Source organism: Bradyrhizobium archetypum (assembly GCF_013114835.1).
Lineage (GTDB): Bacteria > Pseudomonadota > Alphaproteobacteria > Rhizobiales > Xanthobacteraceae > Bradyrhizobium > Bradyrhizobium archetypum.
In genome coordinates this window covers 798,827-815,178 of record NZ_JAAVLW010000001.1, presented here as the reverse complement: position 1 = coordinate 815,178, position 16,352 = coordinate 798,827, and the positions used below count along the sequence as shown (strand labels likewise).

The 16,352-nt window shown below is 60.1% G+C and carries 14 protein-coding genes and 1 pseudogene; 11 read left to right on the top strand and 4 right to left on the bottom strand.

Annotation, left to right across the window (positions count from 1 at the left end; genetic code table 11):
• Positions 1 to 184: 184 nt before the first annotated feature.
• Both HCN50_RS03590 and HCN50_RS03585 read left to right on the top strand, forming a co-directional pair.
• Positions 185 to 1,384, top strand: coding sequence for an ABC transporter substrate-binding protein (locus HCN50_RS03590; protein WP_171708217.1), 1,200 nt, complete (start codon positions 185 to 187; stop codon positions 1,382 to 1,384).
• Positions 1,385 to 1,556: 172 nt separating this feature from the next.
• A complete protein-coding gene (locus tag HCN50_RS03585) occupies positions 1,557 to 3,377 on the top strand; it encodes an AMP-binding protein (RefSeq protein WP_311966980.1) in 1,821 nt (606 codons plus the stop codon).
• Positions 3,378 to 3,503: 126 nt separating this feature from the next.
• Here the strand turns inward: HCN50_RS03585 and HCN50_RS03580 are convergent, their stop codons facing one another.
• Positions 3,504 to 4,016, bottom strand: a complete 513-nt coding sequence (locus HCN50_RS03580; RefSeq protein ID WP_171708215.1) for a winged helix-turn-helix transcriptional regulator — start codon at positions 4,014 to 4,016, stop codon at positions 3,504 to 3,506.
• A 240-nt stretch (positions 4,017 to 4,256) separates the two neighbouring features.
• Between HCN50_RS03580 and HCN50_RS03575 the strand changes: the two genes are divergently transcribed.
• Together HCN50_RS03575 and HCN50_RS03570 are read left to right on the top strand one after the other, a co-directional pair.
• Complete coding sequence (locus HCN50_RS03575; protein ID WP_171708214.1) at positions 4,257 to 4,889, top strand: 2-hydroxychromene-2-carboxylate isomerase; 633 nt, start codon at positions 4,257 to 4,259, stop codon at positions 4,887 to 4,889.
• Between the two features lie 78 nt (positions 4,890 to 4,967).
• The gene (locus tag HCN50_RS03570; RefSeq protein ID WP_171708213.1) at positions 4,968 to 6,167 is read left to right on the top strand and encodes a CaiB/BaiF CoA transferase family protein; all 1,200 of its coding nucleotides are present in this window, start codon (positions 4,968 to 4,970) and stop codon (positions 6,165 to 6,167) included.
• A gap of 34 nt (positions 6,168 to 6,201) precedes the next feature.
• On the opposite strand, the gene HCN50_RS03565 is transcribed toward HCN50_RS03570, so the two are convergent.
• Positions 6,202 to 6,879 (bottom strand): glutathione S-transferase family protein, encoded by a 678-nt coding sequence (locus tag HCN50_RS03565; RefSeq protein WP_171708212.1) that lies wholly within the window; start codon positions 6,877 to 6,879, stop codon positions 6,202 to 6,204.
• Complete coding sequence (locus tag HCN50_RS03560; RefSeq protein WP_171708432.1) at positions 6,879 to 7,622, bottom strand: SDR family NAD(P)-dependent oxidoreductase; 744 nt, start codon at positions 7,620 to 7,622, stop codon at positions 6,879 to 6,881. The genes HCN50_RS03565 and HCN50_RS03560 overlap by 1 nt, the downstream gene beginning before the upstream one ends.
• A gap of 231 nt (positions 7,623 to 7,853) precedes the next feature.
• Between HCN50_RS03560 and HCN50_RS03555 the strand changes: the two genes are divergently transcribed.
• From HCN50_RS03555 to HCN50_RS03525, 7 genes and pseudogenes are all read left to right on the top strand, one after another.
• Positions 7,854 to 8,252, top strand: coding sequence for an AMP-binding protein (locus HCN50_RS03555; protein WP_171708211.1), 399 nt, complete (start codon positions 7,854 to 7,856; stop codon positions 8,250 to 8,252).
• Positions 8,253 to 8,266: 14 nt separating this feature from the next.
• Positions 8,267 to 9,004 (top strand): SDR family oxidoreductase, encoded by a 738-nt coding sequence (locus tag HCN50_RS03550; RefSeq protein ID WP_171708210.1) that lies wholly within the window; start codon positions 8,267 to 8,269, stop codon positions 9,002 to 9,004.
• 15 nt (positions 9,005 to 9,019) lie between these two features.
• Complete coding sequence (locus tag HCN50_RS03545) at positions 9,020 to 10,201, top strand: acyl-CoA dehydrogenase family protein (protein ID WP_171708209.1); 1,182 nt, start codon at positions 9,020 to 9,022, stop codon at positions 10,199 to 10,201.
• Between the two features lie 23 nt (positions 10,202 to 10,224).
• Entirely contained in the window at positions 10,225 to 11,355 is a 1,131-nt protein-coding gene (locus HCN50_RS03540; RefSeq protein ID WP_171708208.1) for an acyl-CoA dehydrogenase family protein, read from the top strand.
• A 40-nt stretch (positions 11,356 to 11,395) separates the two neighbouring features.
• Entirely contained in the window at positions 11,396 to 12,580 is a 1,185-nt protein-coding gene (locus tag HCN50_RS03535) for an acetyl-CoA C-acyltransferase (RefSeq protein WP_171708207.1), read from the top strand.
• Between the two features lie 31 nt (positions 12,581 to 12,611).
• Complete coding sequence (locus HCN50_RS03530) at positions 12,612 to 13,616, top strand: NAD(P)H-dependent flavin oxidoreductase (protein WP_171708206.1); 1,005 nt, start codon at positions 12,612 to 12,614, stop codon at positions 13,614 to 13,616.
• Positions 13,617 to 13,679: 63 nt separating this feature from the next.
• Positions 13,680 to 14,066 (top strand): annotated as a pseudogene (locus tag HCN50_RS03525) (enoyl-CoA hydratase-related protein); the annotation flags it as partial.
• Between the two features lie 363 nt (positions 14,067 to 14,429).
• Here HCN50_RS03525 and HCN50_RS03520 read toward each other — a convergent pair.
• Positions 14,430 to 15,626: an acetyl-CoA C-acyltransferase gene (locus HCN50_RS03520; protein WP_171708204.1), complete on the bottom strand. Its 1,197-nt coding sequence runs from the start codon at positions 15,624 to 15,626 to the stop codon at positions 14,430 to 14,432.
• Positions 15,627 to 16,352: the final 726 nt, after the last annotated feature.

Genomic DNA, 16,352 nt, shown 5'->3' with positions numbered 1-16,352 from the left:
AGTTCAAAAAAAGAACTGTAGGCTGGAGGGAAGACGGTCGATAGCAACGGCCGCGATGTGCCGCCTTGCAACCCTCGACCGGCGTGCGCTGAGACAGCTCAGCGAGTGACAACGGACGAGCAGCCGACGGCGCAACAAGACAATTCATATGCCCGGAGCGGCATTACTTTCGGGAGGATGAGCAATGCTGACGAAATCGAAGGCCGTGGCGGCCCTGGCTTTACTTTTGTGCGGGCCTGCATTCGCGGCCGAAGAGCCCGGTATTACAGCGACCGAGATCAAGATCGGCGGGGTTTTTCCCTTCAGCGGACCGGCGTCGTCGATCGGTCTCGTGGGCAAGGGTGTCATGGCCTATATCCAGTCGGTCAATGATCGCGGCGGCATCAACGGACGCAAGATCAACTACATCGCGTATGACGACGCATACAGCCCTCCCAAGGCCGTGGAGCACGTCCGCAAACTCGTTGAGAGCGATGAAGTGTCGTTCATGTTCGGCCAGCTCGGCACTCCCGGCATCTCGGCGACGGCCAAATACCTGAGGTCGAAAGGGGTGCCCAGCATCGCAATTATGAGCGGGTCATCCAAGTTCACGGATGTTGCCAACTACCCGCTGACCACGACAGGTCTCGTCAGCTACGACACCGAAGGAAAAATCTATGCCAAATACCTGATGAGGGCACAGCCAAACGCCAAGTATGCCATCCTCTATCAGAACGACGATCTTGGCAAAGATTATGTCAACGCCTTCAAGTCGTTTCTCGGGAAAGATTTTGACCGAAAGGTCGTGACCGCTTCCTATGAGGTCACCGAACCGACGGTCGATTCTCAGGTGGTTAACCTGAGGAGCTCCGGTGCAGATGCCCTCGTGATCGCCGGCACACCGAAGTTCGCCGCTCAAGCCATCCGGCAAGCCGCCGTGATCGGCTGGAAGGCGACCGTAATCCTCAATTTTCCATCCGGCTCGGTTGGAGGCACGCTCGCACCGGCCGGTCTCGACAAATCGGTCGGCGTGATCGTCGGCACGACCAACAAGGACATTCTCGATGCGGCATGGAAAGACGACCCGGGCATGCAGGCGTTTCGGGCGTTTTTTGACAAGTATTTACCGGGCGCCGACATCACCAACGGCAGCTATCTGACCGGCTACCAGCAAGGCATCGTGCTCGAGCAAATTCTGAAGCAATGCGGCAATGATCTATCGCGCAAGAATATTCTTGCGCAAGCCAAGAACCTCAGGGATTTCGTCGTCCCGACTGCGCTGCCCGGCATCAAGGTCAACACTACCGAAACTGAGAATATGATCTGGACGCAGATGCGATTGCAGCGATGGAGCGGCACGAGCTGGCAAGCCTTCGGGGAAGTGCTCGACGCCAGGTCCGAGTGACCTCGCACGGGCGAACGATGCGCCGGGCAAGTTCGCGAGTTGGATGCGAACTGCCGGCCGGTCTGGTCCGAAAGCCGGTGGGCGGCTCGCGTGATCCAATCAGCGGGCGCAGCAGCAATCAGCACCAAGAGTAGCGAATCGCGTGTAGCGCGCTCGATCGGGTCCATCGCAAATTCAGGAGACCATTTCGATGTCGATGAAGGCACTGACGTTTGCGCCGAGAGAGCTTTCGATAGAGCGTCGAACCGACGGCACGCTCATCTTGAGTTCGCCCCTCGAGTTAGGAAAGTGCGACTGGCGCATCACGGATTTGCTTCCGACCTGGGCAAATTCTGCTCCGGATAGAATTTTCCTTGCGCAACGCAACGCGAAGGTGGGATGGGACGAGATCTCCTACAGAGAGGCATGGCTGCAGGTTCAGGCGGTCGGCCAAAGCCTGATCGATATGGGCGCAAAGCCGGCTGACAAGCTGGCGGTGCTTTCAGGAAACTCCATCGAGAACGCGGTGATCTCGTTTGCCGCAATGTCGATAGGGGTGATCCTGGCGCCAGTATCGCCAAACTATACGCTGATGCCCGGGGGGCTGGCTCGTCTCAAGGATATTGCGGAAGCGTTGGGCCCGAATTTTGTTTTCGTCCAGAGCGGACGCGACTTTTCGGCTGGCCGATCCATTCCGGAACTGGCAGCCGCGACCTGGATCAGTGTCGATGGCGCGCCGGACACGGTGCCTTTTCAGACTCTGACCGCGCGAAGCTCGATCGACGGATTCCAGCGCGCATCGAGTGCGCTGTCTTGCGACGCTGTCGCGAAGATACTCTTCACGTCTGGCTCGACCGGTTTTCCCAAGGGCGTGCTCAACACCCACCGTATGATGGCGAGCTCCCTGCAAATGGGGAGTCTGCTGGTGTCTTCGCCGGAGGCGCCGGTCCAGGTTGAGTGGCTGCCATGGCACCATACGATGGGCAGCAACGTCATCCTTCACGGCATCCTCAAGAATGGGGGGACGCTCTACATCGACGATGGGCGGCCGCTGCCTCAGCTCTTCCACAAGACGGTCGCGAATCTCAGGGAGATTTCGCCCACCGCCATGTTCAACGTGCCAGCCGGCTATAATCTCTTATGCGACGCGATCGAGAACGACCTCGAGCTTGGCGCCAGCGTGTTCAAGCGGATGGACAGATTGAGCTATGCCGGGGCTGCAATTTCGGAGGGGACGCTTGAGAAACTCTATCGGCTGACATCATCGATCACCGGCCGGCGCATTCCAGTCATGTCGGGCTATGGCACCACTGAAACGGCCCCGACGATCAGCACGACCCATTGGGCGACCGACCAGCCGGGAGAGATCGGCCTTCCTGCGCCGGGTCTGCAGCTTAAATTGATTCCGATTTCCGATACTTACGAGGTGAGGGTGAAGGGGCCTAACGTTACCCCGGGTTATCTCGGAAGGCCGGATTTGACGCAGAAGGCCTTCGATGAGGAAGGATTCTACCGCATCGGCGACACCGTCTCGTTTCTGGATCCGCAGAAGCCGGAGCGCGGGCTGCGTTTTACAGGCAGAATTTCCGAGAACTTCAAGCTCGCGAACGGCACGTGGGTCTCGATCGGCAATATGCGCGCGGGAATCCTGGCTGCTACACGCGGTGTATTGCTGGACATTGTCGTTGCCGGAGAAAATCGTGAATCGTGCGCGCTGCTCTGCTGGTTGAATCCGACCGAGGCCGCGCGGATTTCCAAGACTCCGGCTGCAGATTTGACCTGCGACCCTCGCGTGGTTCAATTTCTGAAAGATCGTTTTCGGGAGTACAATGAAACCGTTGGAAGCAGCGAACGAATCTGTTCGTTTTTTCTGCTGAAGGATCCGCCGTCATTGGCGGCAGGAGAAATCACCGACAAGGCGTATGTCAATCAACGTGCTGTGCTGAAACATCGCTCTGAACAGATCGAACGCCTCTACTGCAACGAAGCAAATCGAGATGTGATACGGGTCTAAGGGCGGTAGCCGTTCGCGACCGTTGCCGGACATCTCGTGTCCGTCAGGCGACACCCGCGGATATATTCCCTTGTTCTGCGATCTGCTGAGCGAGGTTCCGATCGAAATATTCCCGGCGAGCGGACCTCAAGCGGCGCTGCGGCGCGCCTTTGCCTTCGGTTTCTCTGGCGCCTCTATTGCCGGAGTGCTTCGAGCACCAGGGCCGGGATGGGTATGAACCTCCTTGGCCAAAAGCGGCTCGCCGCATTCGGAGCACACCATGACGGGATCGAAGTTCTTTCCGCATTTGCGGTGCTGGTGCAGCAAAGGTCGCCCGCGCTCGTCGACCATGTGCGTGTCGCCCCAATGCACAAGCGCCATCATGATCGGATAGAGATCGAGTCCCTTTTGGGTAAGGATGTATTCATGCCGTTTGGGCGACTCCTGATAGGGAATGCGACGCAGCACGCCCTGGCGGACCAGTTTCTTCAGCCGCTCTGCGAGCAGATGGCGTGTGATTCCGAGCGCCGACTGAAATCCCTCGAAGCGGCGCGTGCGCAGGAAGCATTCGCGCAGGATCAGAAGGGTCCAGCGATCGCCGATCACGCCGATCGTCCGGGCCATAGAACATGGCTCTTCCTCCAGTTCATCCCATCTCATTCCTGCTCTCCAGTCTTCTCGCGCCAGTTCCGTTCGAATCGTGCCAGGGGGCTTTTGGTTTCGCTACCATTCTAGTTAGGTACTAAACTCCAAACAATCCCCTAGCATTGCCGTCAGATTGGGGAAAATTCTACATTATTTGACAGTTCGATTTTAGAACTATAAGGATAGCTAACGAGCTTGGGTTCAAACTAGCGGTCGCCGAACCTGACCAACAACGCGCTCTCCGGGAGAATCGACATGCCCCTGAAGGTTGAATTCCAGTTCGATTTCGGCAGTCCTAATGCCTATCTGGCGGAAGTGGCCATTCCGGGCATCGAGCGGCGTACCGGCGTGAAATTCGAGTATGTCCCGGTTCTGCTCGGCGGCATCTACAAGGCGACCGGCAACATGTCACCCTTTGACTCGCTTCGCGGCATCAAGAACAAGCCGGAATACCAGGCGCTGGAGACCCAGCGCTTCATTCGCCGCTATAACGTCACGAAATTTCGCCAAAATCCCTTCTTTCCGATCAACACGCTGATGCTGATGCGTGGCGCCGTGGCCGCCCAATTCGAAGGCGTGTTCGAGCCCTATTTCCGCGCCGCCTACCATCATATGTGGGAAGAGCCGAAGAAGATGGACGATCTCGAAATCTTCCGGAACGCATTCATGTCGTCAGGGATCGATATCGACCGGTTGATCGCGCGCGCACAGCAGGATGATGTCAAGAAGAGGCTGATCGACCTGACCAGCGACGCCGTCAGCCGGGGAGCATTCGGCTCGCCGACCTTCTTCGTTGGAAAGGAAATGTTTTTCGGCAAGGATCAGCTTCGCGACGTCGAGGAGTCGATTGTCGAACAGACCAGGCAACCTGTTCCCAAGACGGCCTGACGGCGGCGACTGCCCGGGTTGAGTGGCGAAGCCAAATTCCGGGACCTAAAGCAAAAGTGAACTCAGGGAGAATGTCTCATGCCTGGACCGCTTAGCGGTGTTCGCGTCCTCGATCTGACCGGCGTGGTGTCGGGCCCGTTCGCGACCATGTTTCTGGCGGACCAGGGCGCCGACGTACTGAAGATCGAGCCGATCGGCGGCGATATTACGCGCCGCAGCCGTGCCACCATCGACAAGGATGGCGAGTTTTCCGCGCTGTTCATCTCTTCGAACCGCGGCAAGCGTTCGCTGTCGATCGATGTCAAGAGCGCGGGTGGCCGTGAGGTGCTCACCAGGCTGGTCGCGCAGGCTGACGTGCTGGTGCAGAATTTTCGGCCGGGCACCATGGAGCGCCTCGGACTCGGTGCAGAAGAATTGCGGCAGCGCCATCCGCGCCTGATCTACGTCTCGATCAGCGGCGTCGGTGATACCGGCCCGTACGTAAAGAAACGCGTCTATGACCCGATCATTCAGGGTCTGTCGGGTTTTGCTGATATCCAGTCGCAGCCGGTAACGAACCGTCCACAAATGATCCGCACGATCGTATGCGACAAGACCACCGCCGTATTCACTGCGCAGGCTGTGGCGGCAGCGCTCTATGCTCGCGAGAAAACGGGGCAGGGCGATCACATCCAGGTCGCGATGCTGGATGCGATGATTTCCTACCTGTGGCCCGAAGGCATGATGCAGTATACGGTCGTGGGGGCCGAAGCCGCCGCAGCCGATCCCAACGATCGGCCGGATCTCGTGTTCAAGACCAGTGACGGCTACATCACCGCCGGCACGATTTCGGATTCCGAATGGCAGGGCTTCTGCCGGGCATCCGGAGATCCTGAGCTTGCCAAGGATTCCCGATTCGCGACCCCATCGGCGCGTTCGGTCAACGCCACGGCCCGCATCAACAAGATGGCTGAATATATCAGCCAGCGTACCACTGCCGAATGGCTGGAGCGCCTCGACGCCGCCGATGTGCCTTGTGCGCCGATCCTGCGCCGGAGCGAAATCATCCACAATGAACAGGTGGTGGCGCGCGACATCATCGCGGAATTCGATCAGCCGAAGGTCGGACGGGTGCGGCAGCCGAAGCCCGCGGCTCGCTTCGAGATTAATGAGGCTGCGATCGGCGGGCCGGCTCCCCGCGTTGGCGAGCACTCCCGCGAGGTGTTGCGCGAATTGGGTTATGACGACAGCGCCATCGACAGGATGGTCGCCGAGCGCACCGTGCGCGTGGCCGTCTGAGCCGAGGTTCTCTCGCGCGACGGGCGATCGGTGCTCAGGCTTTCGCCGGCGCCGCCGCGATCGGTGCTACTGGAGCGTTCGCCGCTCGGGCTTTTCGATAGGCGTCTCGCTTCTGGATGCGCTCAAGGTAGGGATCGGCATTGTCGCAGATGCCGACACCGTAAGCGATGGCCCAATCAAGGCACGTCGTAAGCAGAATGTCAGCGCTGGTAAATTGGTCACCCATCAAGAATGTCCGTCCGTCGGCCAGCGCGACCTCCACGTGCCGTAGCTGTTGCCGGAAATATTCACCGGCTTGTGCGACGACTTCGGGCGCAACTCCATAGATGTGCCCCAATGCATCCGCCCGATGGCGGCGCATCACGTAAAGGCTGGTGGAATCGAGTTCGGCCACGATAAAGAAGCACCACTCGAGCCACGCGGCGAACTCGCGCTGGGTTTCCGGAATCAGCGAGCGTTCCGGCGTCGAATAGGTTCGCGACAGGTAGGCAACGATCGCGGCGCTCTCGCCAATGCAGAAGTCGCCGTCCTGCAGCAGGGGAATCTTCTGGCGGGGATTGAGCTTGGTGTATTCGGCCGTCTTGGTCTCGCCTGTCCGCGGCCCGATCGGCTTGACCTTGTAGGACAAGCCAAGCTCGTGCATGGCCCAGTGCGGACGAATGGTGCGGCTTGTTCCAACGCCCCACAGCGTTAGGTCAGGTGTTGCGCTCATCACCATGTCTCCACGGATGGACGAAGATCGAGTTCATGGGTCCAGCCGTCCCGGCTCTGCTGATGCGTGAACCAATAGGCCTCGGCGATGGAAGACGTCTTCGTCAGGCTGTCCGGTGGAATCTCGCTTGGCTCGATCCCTTTGGCCGCTTTCATGCGCTGATGAATGGCTTCGCTATCGACGCCGGCGTCGATGATGAGATGGACGACGTGGATATTCTTCGGTCCCAGTTCGCGCGCCATCGCCTGGGCGACCGCGCGAAGGCCGAACTTCGCCGATGAAAACGCCGCAAATCCCGGTCCGCCACGGATACTGGCGGTCGCGCCGGTAAAAAAGATCGTGCCGCGTCCGCGCGGCAGCATAACGCGCGTAGCCTCGCGTCCGACCAGGAATCCGGCGTAGCAGGCCAGTTCCCAGGCCTTGAAGAACAGCTTTTGCGTGGTCTCCACGAGGGGCTTGTTGACATTCGATCCGGCATTGAAAAGGCAGACCTCGATCGGTCCGATGTTGCTTTCGACGTCGGAAAAAAGCTTTTGAACGTCGGCTTCCTGACGAGCATCGATGCTGAAAGCGTGGATACGGTAGCCGGCAGCGGTGAGTTCCTCCACTAATCCTTGGGATTTGGCTGCGTCACGTCGGCAGATACAAACCGTATAACCGCCTTTGGCAAAACGCCGCGCGACGGCTGCGCCGATCGCGTCGCCTGCGCCGACAAGGATTGCAACGCCGCGCTCTCCCGCCATGTTCATCTCTCCCCATAAGTTCTTATTTGATACCGATGTGTATCCTTGATCAGCCGCGCTGTAAACGAACTTTTCCATGGGCTATGGGTATGGCAGCATAGCTGGCCAATTTTCGCCGTCAGCGTCCAAAACTGATTTTGCGATTGACGAGTTCTAAAAAAGAACGTTAGATCGAAATCGAGCGCACTGTGAACAAACCAGGGCGACGTTCGTTGTTCGGGAGGTTGGGTGGTGGCGGGTCTTTCATCGGCGATCGATATCGATGAGATTGCTGCAGGGCTGCCGCGCCGCATCCACGAAGTGATGGCGGATTATGTCGACAAGACTCCGGGCCAAATCGCTCTGGTCGAAGACGGCATGGCCTGGAGCTATGGTGACCTCGATAGGCGGGTCACCGAGATCGCCAACGTTCTCTCCTCGCTCGGCGTGCGAGCGGGCGATCGTATGTTGAACTCCATCAAGCCTAGGCTCACCTCCTACATTCGGCCGCCGAAAATCGTCGTCGTCGCCGTCTTGCCGGGTCGCTCAACCGACAAGACACGGGAGCATGAGCTCGCGCAATGCTGGCGCGGCGACCGAGTTGCGGCGAGGCAGCCGGTGAAACTCCAACGACGAACTCACTTAACTTGACCGGGAGAAGGGCTTTGCAAAAGAGAAACGCAACCGTGGCCGTGATCGGCGCCGGTGACTATATCGGCGGCGAGATCGCAAAGAAGTTCGCCTCAGAGGGCTTCACGGTGTTTGCGGGACGACGCAACGGTGCCAAGCTCGAACCGCTCGTGAAGGAGATCGAGAAGGCCGGCGGCGAAATCCACGCGCGCTCGCTCGATGCGCGCAAGGAGGAGGAGATCATTTCATTCCTCGGCGATGCCGACAAGCATGCGCCACTTGAGGTTTGCATCTTCAACATCGGCGCAAACGTCAACTTTCCGATTCTGGAAACCACCGAGCGCGTGTTCCGCAAGGTCTGGGAGATGGCCTGCTATTCCGGCTTTCTCGCCGGCCGCGAAGCCGCGCGCCTGATGCTTCCGCGAGGCAGGGGCAATATCTTCTTCACCGGAGCGACGGCGAGCCTGCGCGGTGGGATCGGCTATGCCGCCTTTGCCAGTGCCAAGTTTGGTCTGCGGGCCGTGGCACAGGCGGCGGCGCGCGAGTTGGGGCCCAAGAACATCCACGTGGCGCATCTCATCATCGATTCCGGCGTCGACACTGAATGGGTACGCCAGCGGCGGATCGAGGCACTTGGCCCGAATGCTCTGGATAATCCCGATCTCTTGATGCCGCCATCCTCGGTCGCGGAATCCTATTGGCTGCTCTATCAGCAGCCGCGCAGCGCCTGGACCTTCGAGCTGGAAATCCGTCCCTTCGGCGAGAAGTGGTAACAGGAGCATCGCAACATGGATCTCGACCTTTCCAGCGAGGATGCTGCGTTTCGTGATGAGGTGCGCGCTTTTATTGCGACGAATTATCCGCAGGAAATGCGCGTTCCAAACCCCGAGACCGATTTGACCAAGGAGCAGTCGCTGCTCTGGCATCGCATCCTCCACAAGAAGGGTTGGGTCGCGCCGCTCTGGCCCAAGGAATATGGCGGCCCGGGCTGGTCGGTCACGCAGCGATTCATCTTTGAGCAGGAGACTTCGCGCGCCGGAACGCTGCCGCCGCTCGCATTCAGCGTCACCATGGTCGGTCCGGTCATCTACACCTTCGGCAACGATGCGCAGAAGAAGAAGTTTCTGCCGCGGATTCTCTCCGGTGACGACTGGTGGTGCCAGGGCTATTCCGAGCCGGGCGCCGGCTCCGACCTCGCCTCGGTCCGCACCAAGGCGGTGCGGGATGGCGATCACTACATCGTCAACGGCCACAAAACCTGGACGACGCTCGCCCAGCATGCCGACTGGATTTTCTGCCTGGTGCGAACGGACCCTGGCGCGAAGCCTCAGGCAGGTATTTCCTTTCTGTTGATCGATATGAAATCGCCGGGCGTTACCGTCCGGCCGATCATTACGATCGACGGATCGCACGAGGTCAACGACGTGTTCCTCGAGGACGTGCGCGTCCCCGTGGAGAATTTGATCGGCGAGGAGAACAAGGGCTGGACCTACGCGAAGTTTCTGCTCGGCAACGAGCGGACCAGCATGGCGGGGATCGGCCGTTCGACGCGCTATCTGAAGCGTCTCAAGCATGTCGTGAAGACCGAAATCGGCGAAGACGATCCGACATTCGGCGAGTTGATCAAGGAGATCGCGCGCGTCGAGCTCGACGTGCTGGCGCTGGAGGCAACCGAACTGCGCATCATCGCGCAGATGTCACGCGGCATCGACCCCGGACCGGCCGCCTCGCTGTTCAAGATCCGGGGCACTGAGATATTCCAGCGCATTACCGATCTGATGCACCAGGCGATCGGCAATTACGGTCTGGCCATCCGTGAGCACCCGGTAAGCGCCAACCGCTTCATGCCGGGACCCGATTATGGACACACCGCGACCGAGAAGTACCTGAACTCCCGCAAGCTCAGCATTTATGGCGGATCGAACGAGATCCAGCGCAACATCATCGCAAAAGCAGTGCTGGGTCTCTGATCACATTCGCACGAGCGAATCCGATGGACATTCAGTTGACGGAAGAACAGGAATTGCTCCGTTCCATCATCCAACGCCTCCTGCGCGAGCAGTACGATTTCGACGAGCGGCGCAAGATCGTTGCGACCGATGAAGGCTGGAGCCGCAGGCACTGGAAATCCTTCGCCGACCTCGGGCTCTGCGCTGCGCCGTTCCAGGAAAGCTCGGGCGGGCTTGGTGGCGGCTCGCTTGCCACGATGATCGTGATGCAGGAATTCGGCCGCAACCTCGTCGTCGAGCCGTATTTTGAGACGGTTGTCCTCGCCGGCGGCCTGATCGAGGACGTCGGTTCGCCCGAGCAGCGCCAGACCTTCCTGCCCAAGATCATGGAAGGCGAGGCGATATGGACGCTTGCCTGGGCCGAGGGACGATCACGCTATGATTTCAACAACGTCACCACGACCGCGCGTCGTCACGGAGATAATTTTGTCTTGAGTGGGACCAAGGCTGCGGTGATTGGCGCACCGTGGGCCGACAGGCTGATCGTCTCGGCGCGCACTTCGGGCGGACAGCGCGATCGCTTTGGCGTGAGTCTTTTCGTGATCGATCGTCATGCCGCCAATCTTCACTTGCAGAGCTTCAAGACGATCGACGGTCGGCGTGCCGCGGAACTCACACTGATGAACGTGGAAGTGCCCGCCGGCCAATTGCTGGGCCTTGAAGGCTGGGGAGTCGCTGCTCTGGAGGCCTGCCGCGACCGAGCTATCGCTGCCCTGTGCGCCGAAGCAGTCGGCGCGATGTCGGTGCTGAATTCCGCCACGCTGGAATATAGTAAAGCGCGCAAGCAGTTCGGGGTCGCTCTCGGGACCTTTCAGGTGTTGCAGCACCGCATGGTCGACATGTTCATCGCGCTCGAAGAGGCGATTTCGCTCACCCAGCATCTGAACCTCAGCCTCGCTGCGCAAGAGCCAAATGGATCGAAGCTGGCGTCCGGCGCGAAGTCGAAGGTTGGCTACGCCGCGCGCTTTATCGCAGAGCAAGCGGTGCAATTGCACGGCGGCATGGGCATGAGCGACGAGTTGAACGTCGGTCATTACTTCAAACGAATAAGCTCCATCAACGTCCAGTTCGGCGATCCTGCCTATCATCTGATGCGCTACGCGCAGCAGAGCTAATTCAACTGCATGCGCGGGTCGCGCTCAACGGAGAGTAACCATGACTGAAGCGGTGATCGTTTCAACTGCACGCACGGGCATCGGCAAGGCATATCGCGGTGCGCTTAACAGCACCGAAGGTCCGACGATGGCCGGTCACGTGATCGCCGAAGCGGTCAAGCGCGCGAGGATCGAACCGGGAGAGGTCGAGGACGTGGTGATGGGCTGCGCGATGCAGCAGGGCACTATGGTGATGAACGTGGCCCGCAAGGGAGCAATCCGTGCCGGCCTGCCGGTGACGGTCGCCGGCACGACGATTGACCGCCAATGTGCTTCCGGTCTGCAGGCGATCGCAGTCGCCGCGCGTTCGGTCATGTTCGACGGCGTCGAGGTCGCGGTTGCCGGGGGGGCGGAGTCGATCAGCCTCGTTCAGAACGAGCACATGAACAAGTTTCATGCGATTGACGATGAGTTGATGGCTATAAAGCCGGAAATATACATGTCGATGCTGGATACCGCCGAGGTCGTTGCGGAGCGGTACAAGATTTCGCGTGAGCGCCAGGACGAGTACAGCCTCGAATGTCAGCGCCGCACGGCGGCGGCTCTCCAGGGCGGGCGCTTCAACGACGAGATCGTCCCGTTCAGGACCAGGATGGCCGTCATGGACAAGGACACCAACCAGGTGTCGTTCAAGGATATCACGCTGACCAAGGATGAGGGACCGCGGCCGGAAACGACAGCAGAGGGTCTTGCCCGCATCAAGCCGGTGTTTGAGGGCAAGACGATCAGCGCCGGAAACGCCAGCCAACTTTCTGACGGCGCGTCGGCCTGCGTCATTATGGGCCACAAGTTGGCCGCGAAGAAGGGCCTTAAGCCGCTTGGCATTTTTCGCGGCTTTGTCGCGGCCGGAGTCGAACCGGACGAAATGGGCGTCGGGCCCGTGGCCGCTATTCCGCGCCTACTCAAGCGTCACGGCCTGAAGATCGATGACATCGATTTGTGGGAGCTGAACGAAGCCTATGCCGTTCAGGTAATCTATTGCCGCGACAAGCTCGGGATCGATCCTGAAAAGCTCAACGTCAACGGCGGTTCGATCTCGATGGGCCATCCCTACGGAATGACCGGAGCGCGCCTTGCCGGCCACGTGTTGATAGAGGGGCGCCGCCGGAAGGCCAAATACGGTGTAGTGACCATGTGCATCGGTGGCGGCATGGGGGCGGCCGGGCTGTTCGAAATGGTCCATTGAGCGAAAGCGCGACAACAAATCGGAGGTATTCGTGAAGACAGCAATTACCGAGATGTTCGGCATTGAACATCCGATCATCCAGGGCGGAATGCACTATGTGGGGTTCGCCGAACTCGCGGCCGCGGTTTCGAATGCCGGCGGGCTGGGAATCATCACGGGCCTGACGCAACGAACGCCGGAACTATTGGCCAAGGAGATCGCGCGTTGCCACGATATGACAGATAAGCCGTTCGGTGTGAACCTGACGTTTCTGCCGACTTTCAGCGCGCCGCCTTATCCCGAGTATATCGCGGCCATCAAGGAAGGCGGCGTCAAAATCGTCGAAACCGCCGGCCGCAGCCCCGAACAGTACATGCCGGCCCTCAAGGCAGGTGGCATCAAGGTGATCCACAAATGCACGTCGGTCCGGCATTCGCTGAAGGCCGAACAGATCGGCTGTGACGCCGTCAGTGTCGACGGCTTCGAATGTGGCGGTCATCCCGGCGAGGACGACATGCCCAACATGATCCTGTTGCCGCGCGCGGCCGAGGAACTAAAGATACCGTTCGTTGCCTCCGGCGGTATGGCAGACGCGCGCAATCTGGTTGCGGCCTTGGCGATGGGCGCCGCCGGCATGAACATGGGCACGCGCTTTATTGCCACCAAGGAAGCGCCGGTGCACGAAAACGTCAAGAATGCGCTGGTTAAGGCGTCGGAGCTCGACACGCGCCTGGTGATGCGCGCGCTGCGGAATACCGAACGTGTCTTGAACAACAAGGGCGTCGAGCACCTGCTCGAGATTGAACGAGAGAAAGGCAAGGGCCTGAAGATCGACGACATCCACGACCAGGTGGCGGGCGTCTATCCCAAGGTGATGATCGAGGGCGACATGGACGCGGGCGCCTGGAGCTGCGGCATGGTCGTTGGGCTCATTCACGACATTCCGACGGTGAAAGAATTGATCGATCGCATCATGGCGGAAGCCGAGTGGCTGATCAGAAGCCGGCTGACGGGATTCCTGGACGCCGATAGTGAGGCAGCCCTGAAGGTCGCGTGAAGGCACGACGGGAGCAGCGCGAATGGCCGAAGATCGCATCGAGTCGATACCGGCACAGGTGAGTTGCTGTGTGAAATCCGGAACCGCGTCGCGCTGATCACGCTGAACCGGCCCGAGGCGCGCAACGCGTTGTCCGATCAATTGACGCCCGCGCTGCGGCGCATGATCAGGCAGTGCGGCGGCGATACTAGCGTCGGCGCATTGCTCATCACCGGTGCCGGGTCGGCCTTTTGCGCCGGCGGTGACGTCAAGGGTATGGGGAGCAATGCCGCCAAGGCCGCCGCGCCGATCGATGAGCGGATCGCCGACTTGCGCATCAAGCAGCGCACCCTCACGGGTGCGTTGGTGGGATTGCAGAAGCCGACGATCGCAGCGCTTCCCGGAACTGCGGCAGGCGCAGGACTTGCACTCGCGCTCGCCTGTGACATTCGAATCGCCGCGGAATCGGCGCGATAAGCGGAATACATGATCCGGTCCGCGCGAACGACGGATCACAAGGAAGCGGTGCGCGCCTTCGTCGACAAGCGCAAGCCCGTATTCGTCGGGCAATAGCCTGCGTTCAATCTGGACGTCAGTATCGCTGACCGGCCTTTCAGGACCGAGGCGTAGACCAAGGATCCGTTCCGCGGAATTCGTTTGTTGTATATGATGATGATCATCCAATATGATTTGGGTTATCTCGGAACAGGCGACGCGTTACCCGAAAGACCATCGGCAGCAGGCCCCAGGTGGACCGTCGGAAATGCTTCCTGGGCCTGCATCAGAACGGTGCCGGCAGCTTGAGTGTGGAGTATGCTCCACCTGGTTGCTCCGTCAGCGGACGATGCGCTCTACTGCGATTGCAGTAGCCTCGCCGCCACCGATGCAAAGTGCGGCGACCCCGCGCTTCAAGTTCCGCGCTTCCAGCGCATGCAACAGCGTCACGATCAACCGCGCGCCGGTCGCGCCGATTGGATGGCCGAGCGCGCAGGCGCCGCCGTTGACGTTGAGCTTTTCTCTCGCAATGCCGAGATCCTTCTGCGCGGCCATTGCCACCACTGCAAAGGCCTCGTTGATCTCGAACAGGTCGACATCGCCGACGCTCCAGCCCACCTTGTCGAGCAGCTTCTTGATCGCCGGGATCGGTGCCGTGGTGAACCATTGCGGTTCCTGGCTATGGGTGGCATGGCCCTTGATCTCGGCCAGCATCGGAAGCCCGTCGCGATCGGCGAGCGAACGTTTTGCCAGAATAAGCGCCGCGGCGCCGTCGGCGTTTGCCGAGGAAGCGGCCGGCGTGATGGTGCCGTTGGCCCGAAACGCCGGCTTCAGGCCGGGGATCTTGGCGGGATCGACCTTGAGCGGATGCTCGTCGTTGGCGACGACGCGTGGTCCAGCCTTGTCAGCCAGCGTGATCGGCGCAATTTCGGCATTGAATGCGCCGCCCTCGACCGCTTTGCGTGCGCGCGTCAGCGTCTCGATCGCGTACGCGTCCTGGTCCTTGCGGGTGAACTGATAGGCCTCCGCGGTGGCCTCCCCGAAATCGCCCATCGAGCGGCCGGTCTCATAGGCGTCTTCCAGCCCATCCATCATCATGTGATCGATGATCCGGTCGTGCCCGGCGCGGTAGCCGCCGCGCGCCTTGGCGAGCAAGTAGGGCGCGTTCGACATGCTCTCCATCCCGCCCGACAGCACGATCGCGGCGGAGCCGGCATTGATGATGTCATGGGCCAGCATGGTCGCCTTCATGCCGGAGCCGCACACCTTGTTGATGGTGGTGGCGCCGGTGGCATCGGGCAGTCCGGCGCCGCGCGCGGCCTGGCGGGCGGGTGCCTGGCCCTGGCCGGCCGGCAGCACGTTGCCCATAAAAATCTCGTCGATCCGCTCTGGCGCCAGTTTCGCCCGATCCAGCGCGGCGCCGATCACGCGAGCGCCGAGCTTGTGCGCGCTGAAGGGGGACAATTCGCCCATGAAACGGCCAAGCGGCGTGCGGGCGGCGGAAAGGATGACGACGGGATCGGAAGGGGCGGTCATGATGGGTCTCCTGTTCGGTCGCGGCTTATTATATGACGATAATCATCTATATATTGGAATGCAATGCAATGTTCGCGCCCCTCTGTGTGGGGCGCTCTCCATGGGCTGGAACCCGCCGGCGGATCTCTGTGACATCATGACGGAGACGTTCCACTCGGGGAAATTACAGGCTCTTCTCCTGAAACAGCCGGAACCACTGCGGTCCTGAGCGCGCGCTGTCGCCTGCCTACCTTCATATGAATGGCGAAAATGTTCTTCGGCAACGATCGGCTCGAATTCATTCGCGAACGTTTGGAGGTCGCATGAGCAACGGTAGTACGAAGCCGCTGGTGGTTGCCGAGGAAATCCATCACATCGCGCATCAGGACCGTTCGGCCTGGTCGTTTCTTTCGGAAGTGCGCCCCTACCGTGAATCCTGGTGAACTTGTTGGGCATTCCTGCTGAATAGATGTCAGGTGACATGCCTGGCGAGGCCGGTCACGAGCTTTTTATTCCTCGTTACCGCCTTCAGAGCTTCAAAGTTGGAGCCGGCATCATAGATCGAGATGGAAGGATTGGCGTCATATGATAGACGACCCGTTCTCCAACCGCGGGCTCTTTCGTTAACTAACGTCTGGAGCGAATATGGGCGAAGTCATTCGGTTTGTCCCAAAGTCTGAGCGCGAGCGAGCGCGCCTAATTCGAGAGGCCCGCGCGATATATGACGGTATCTTCCCCCCGGCTGAT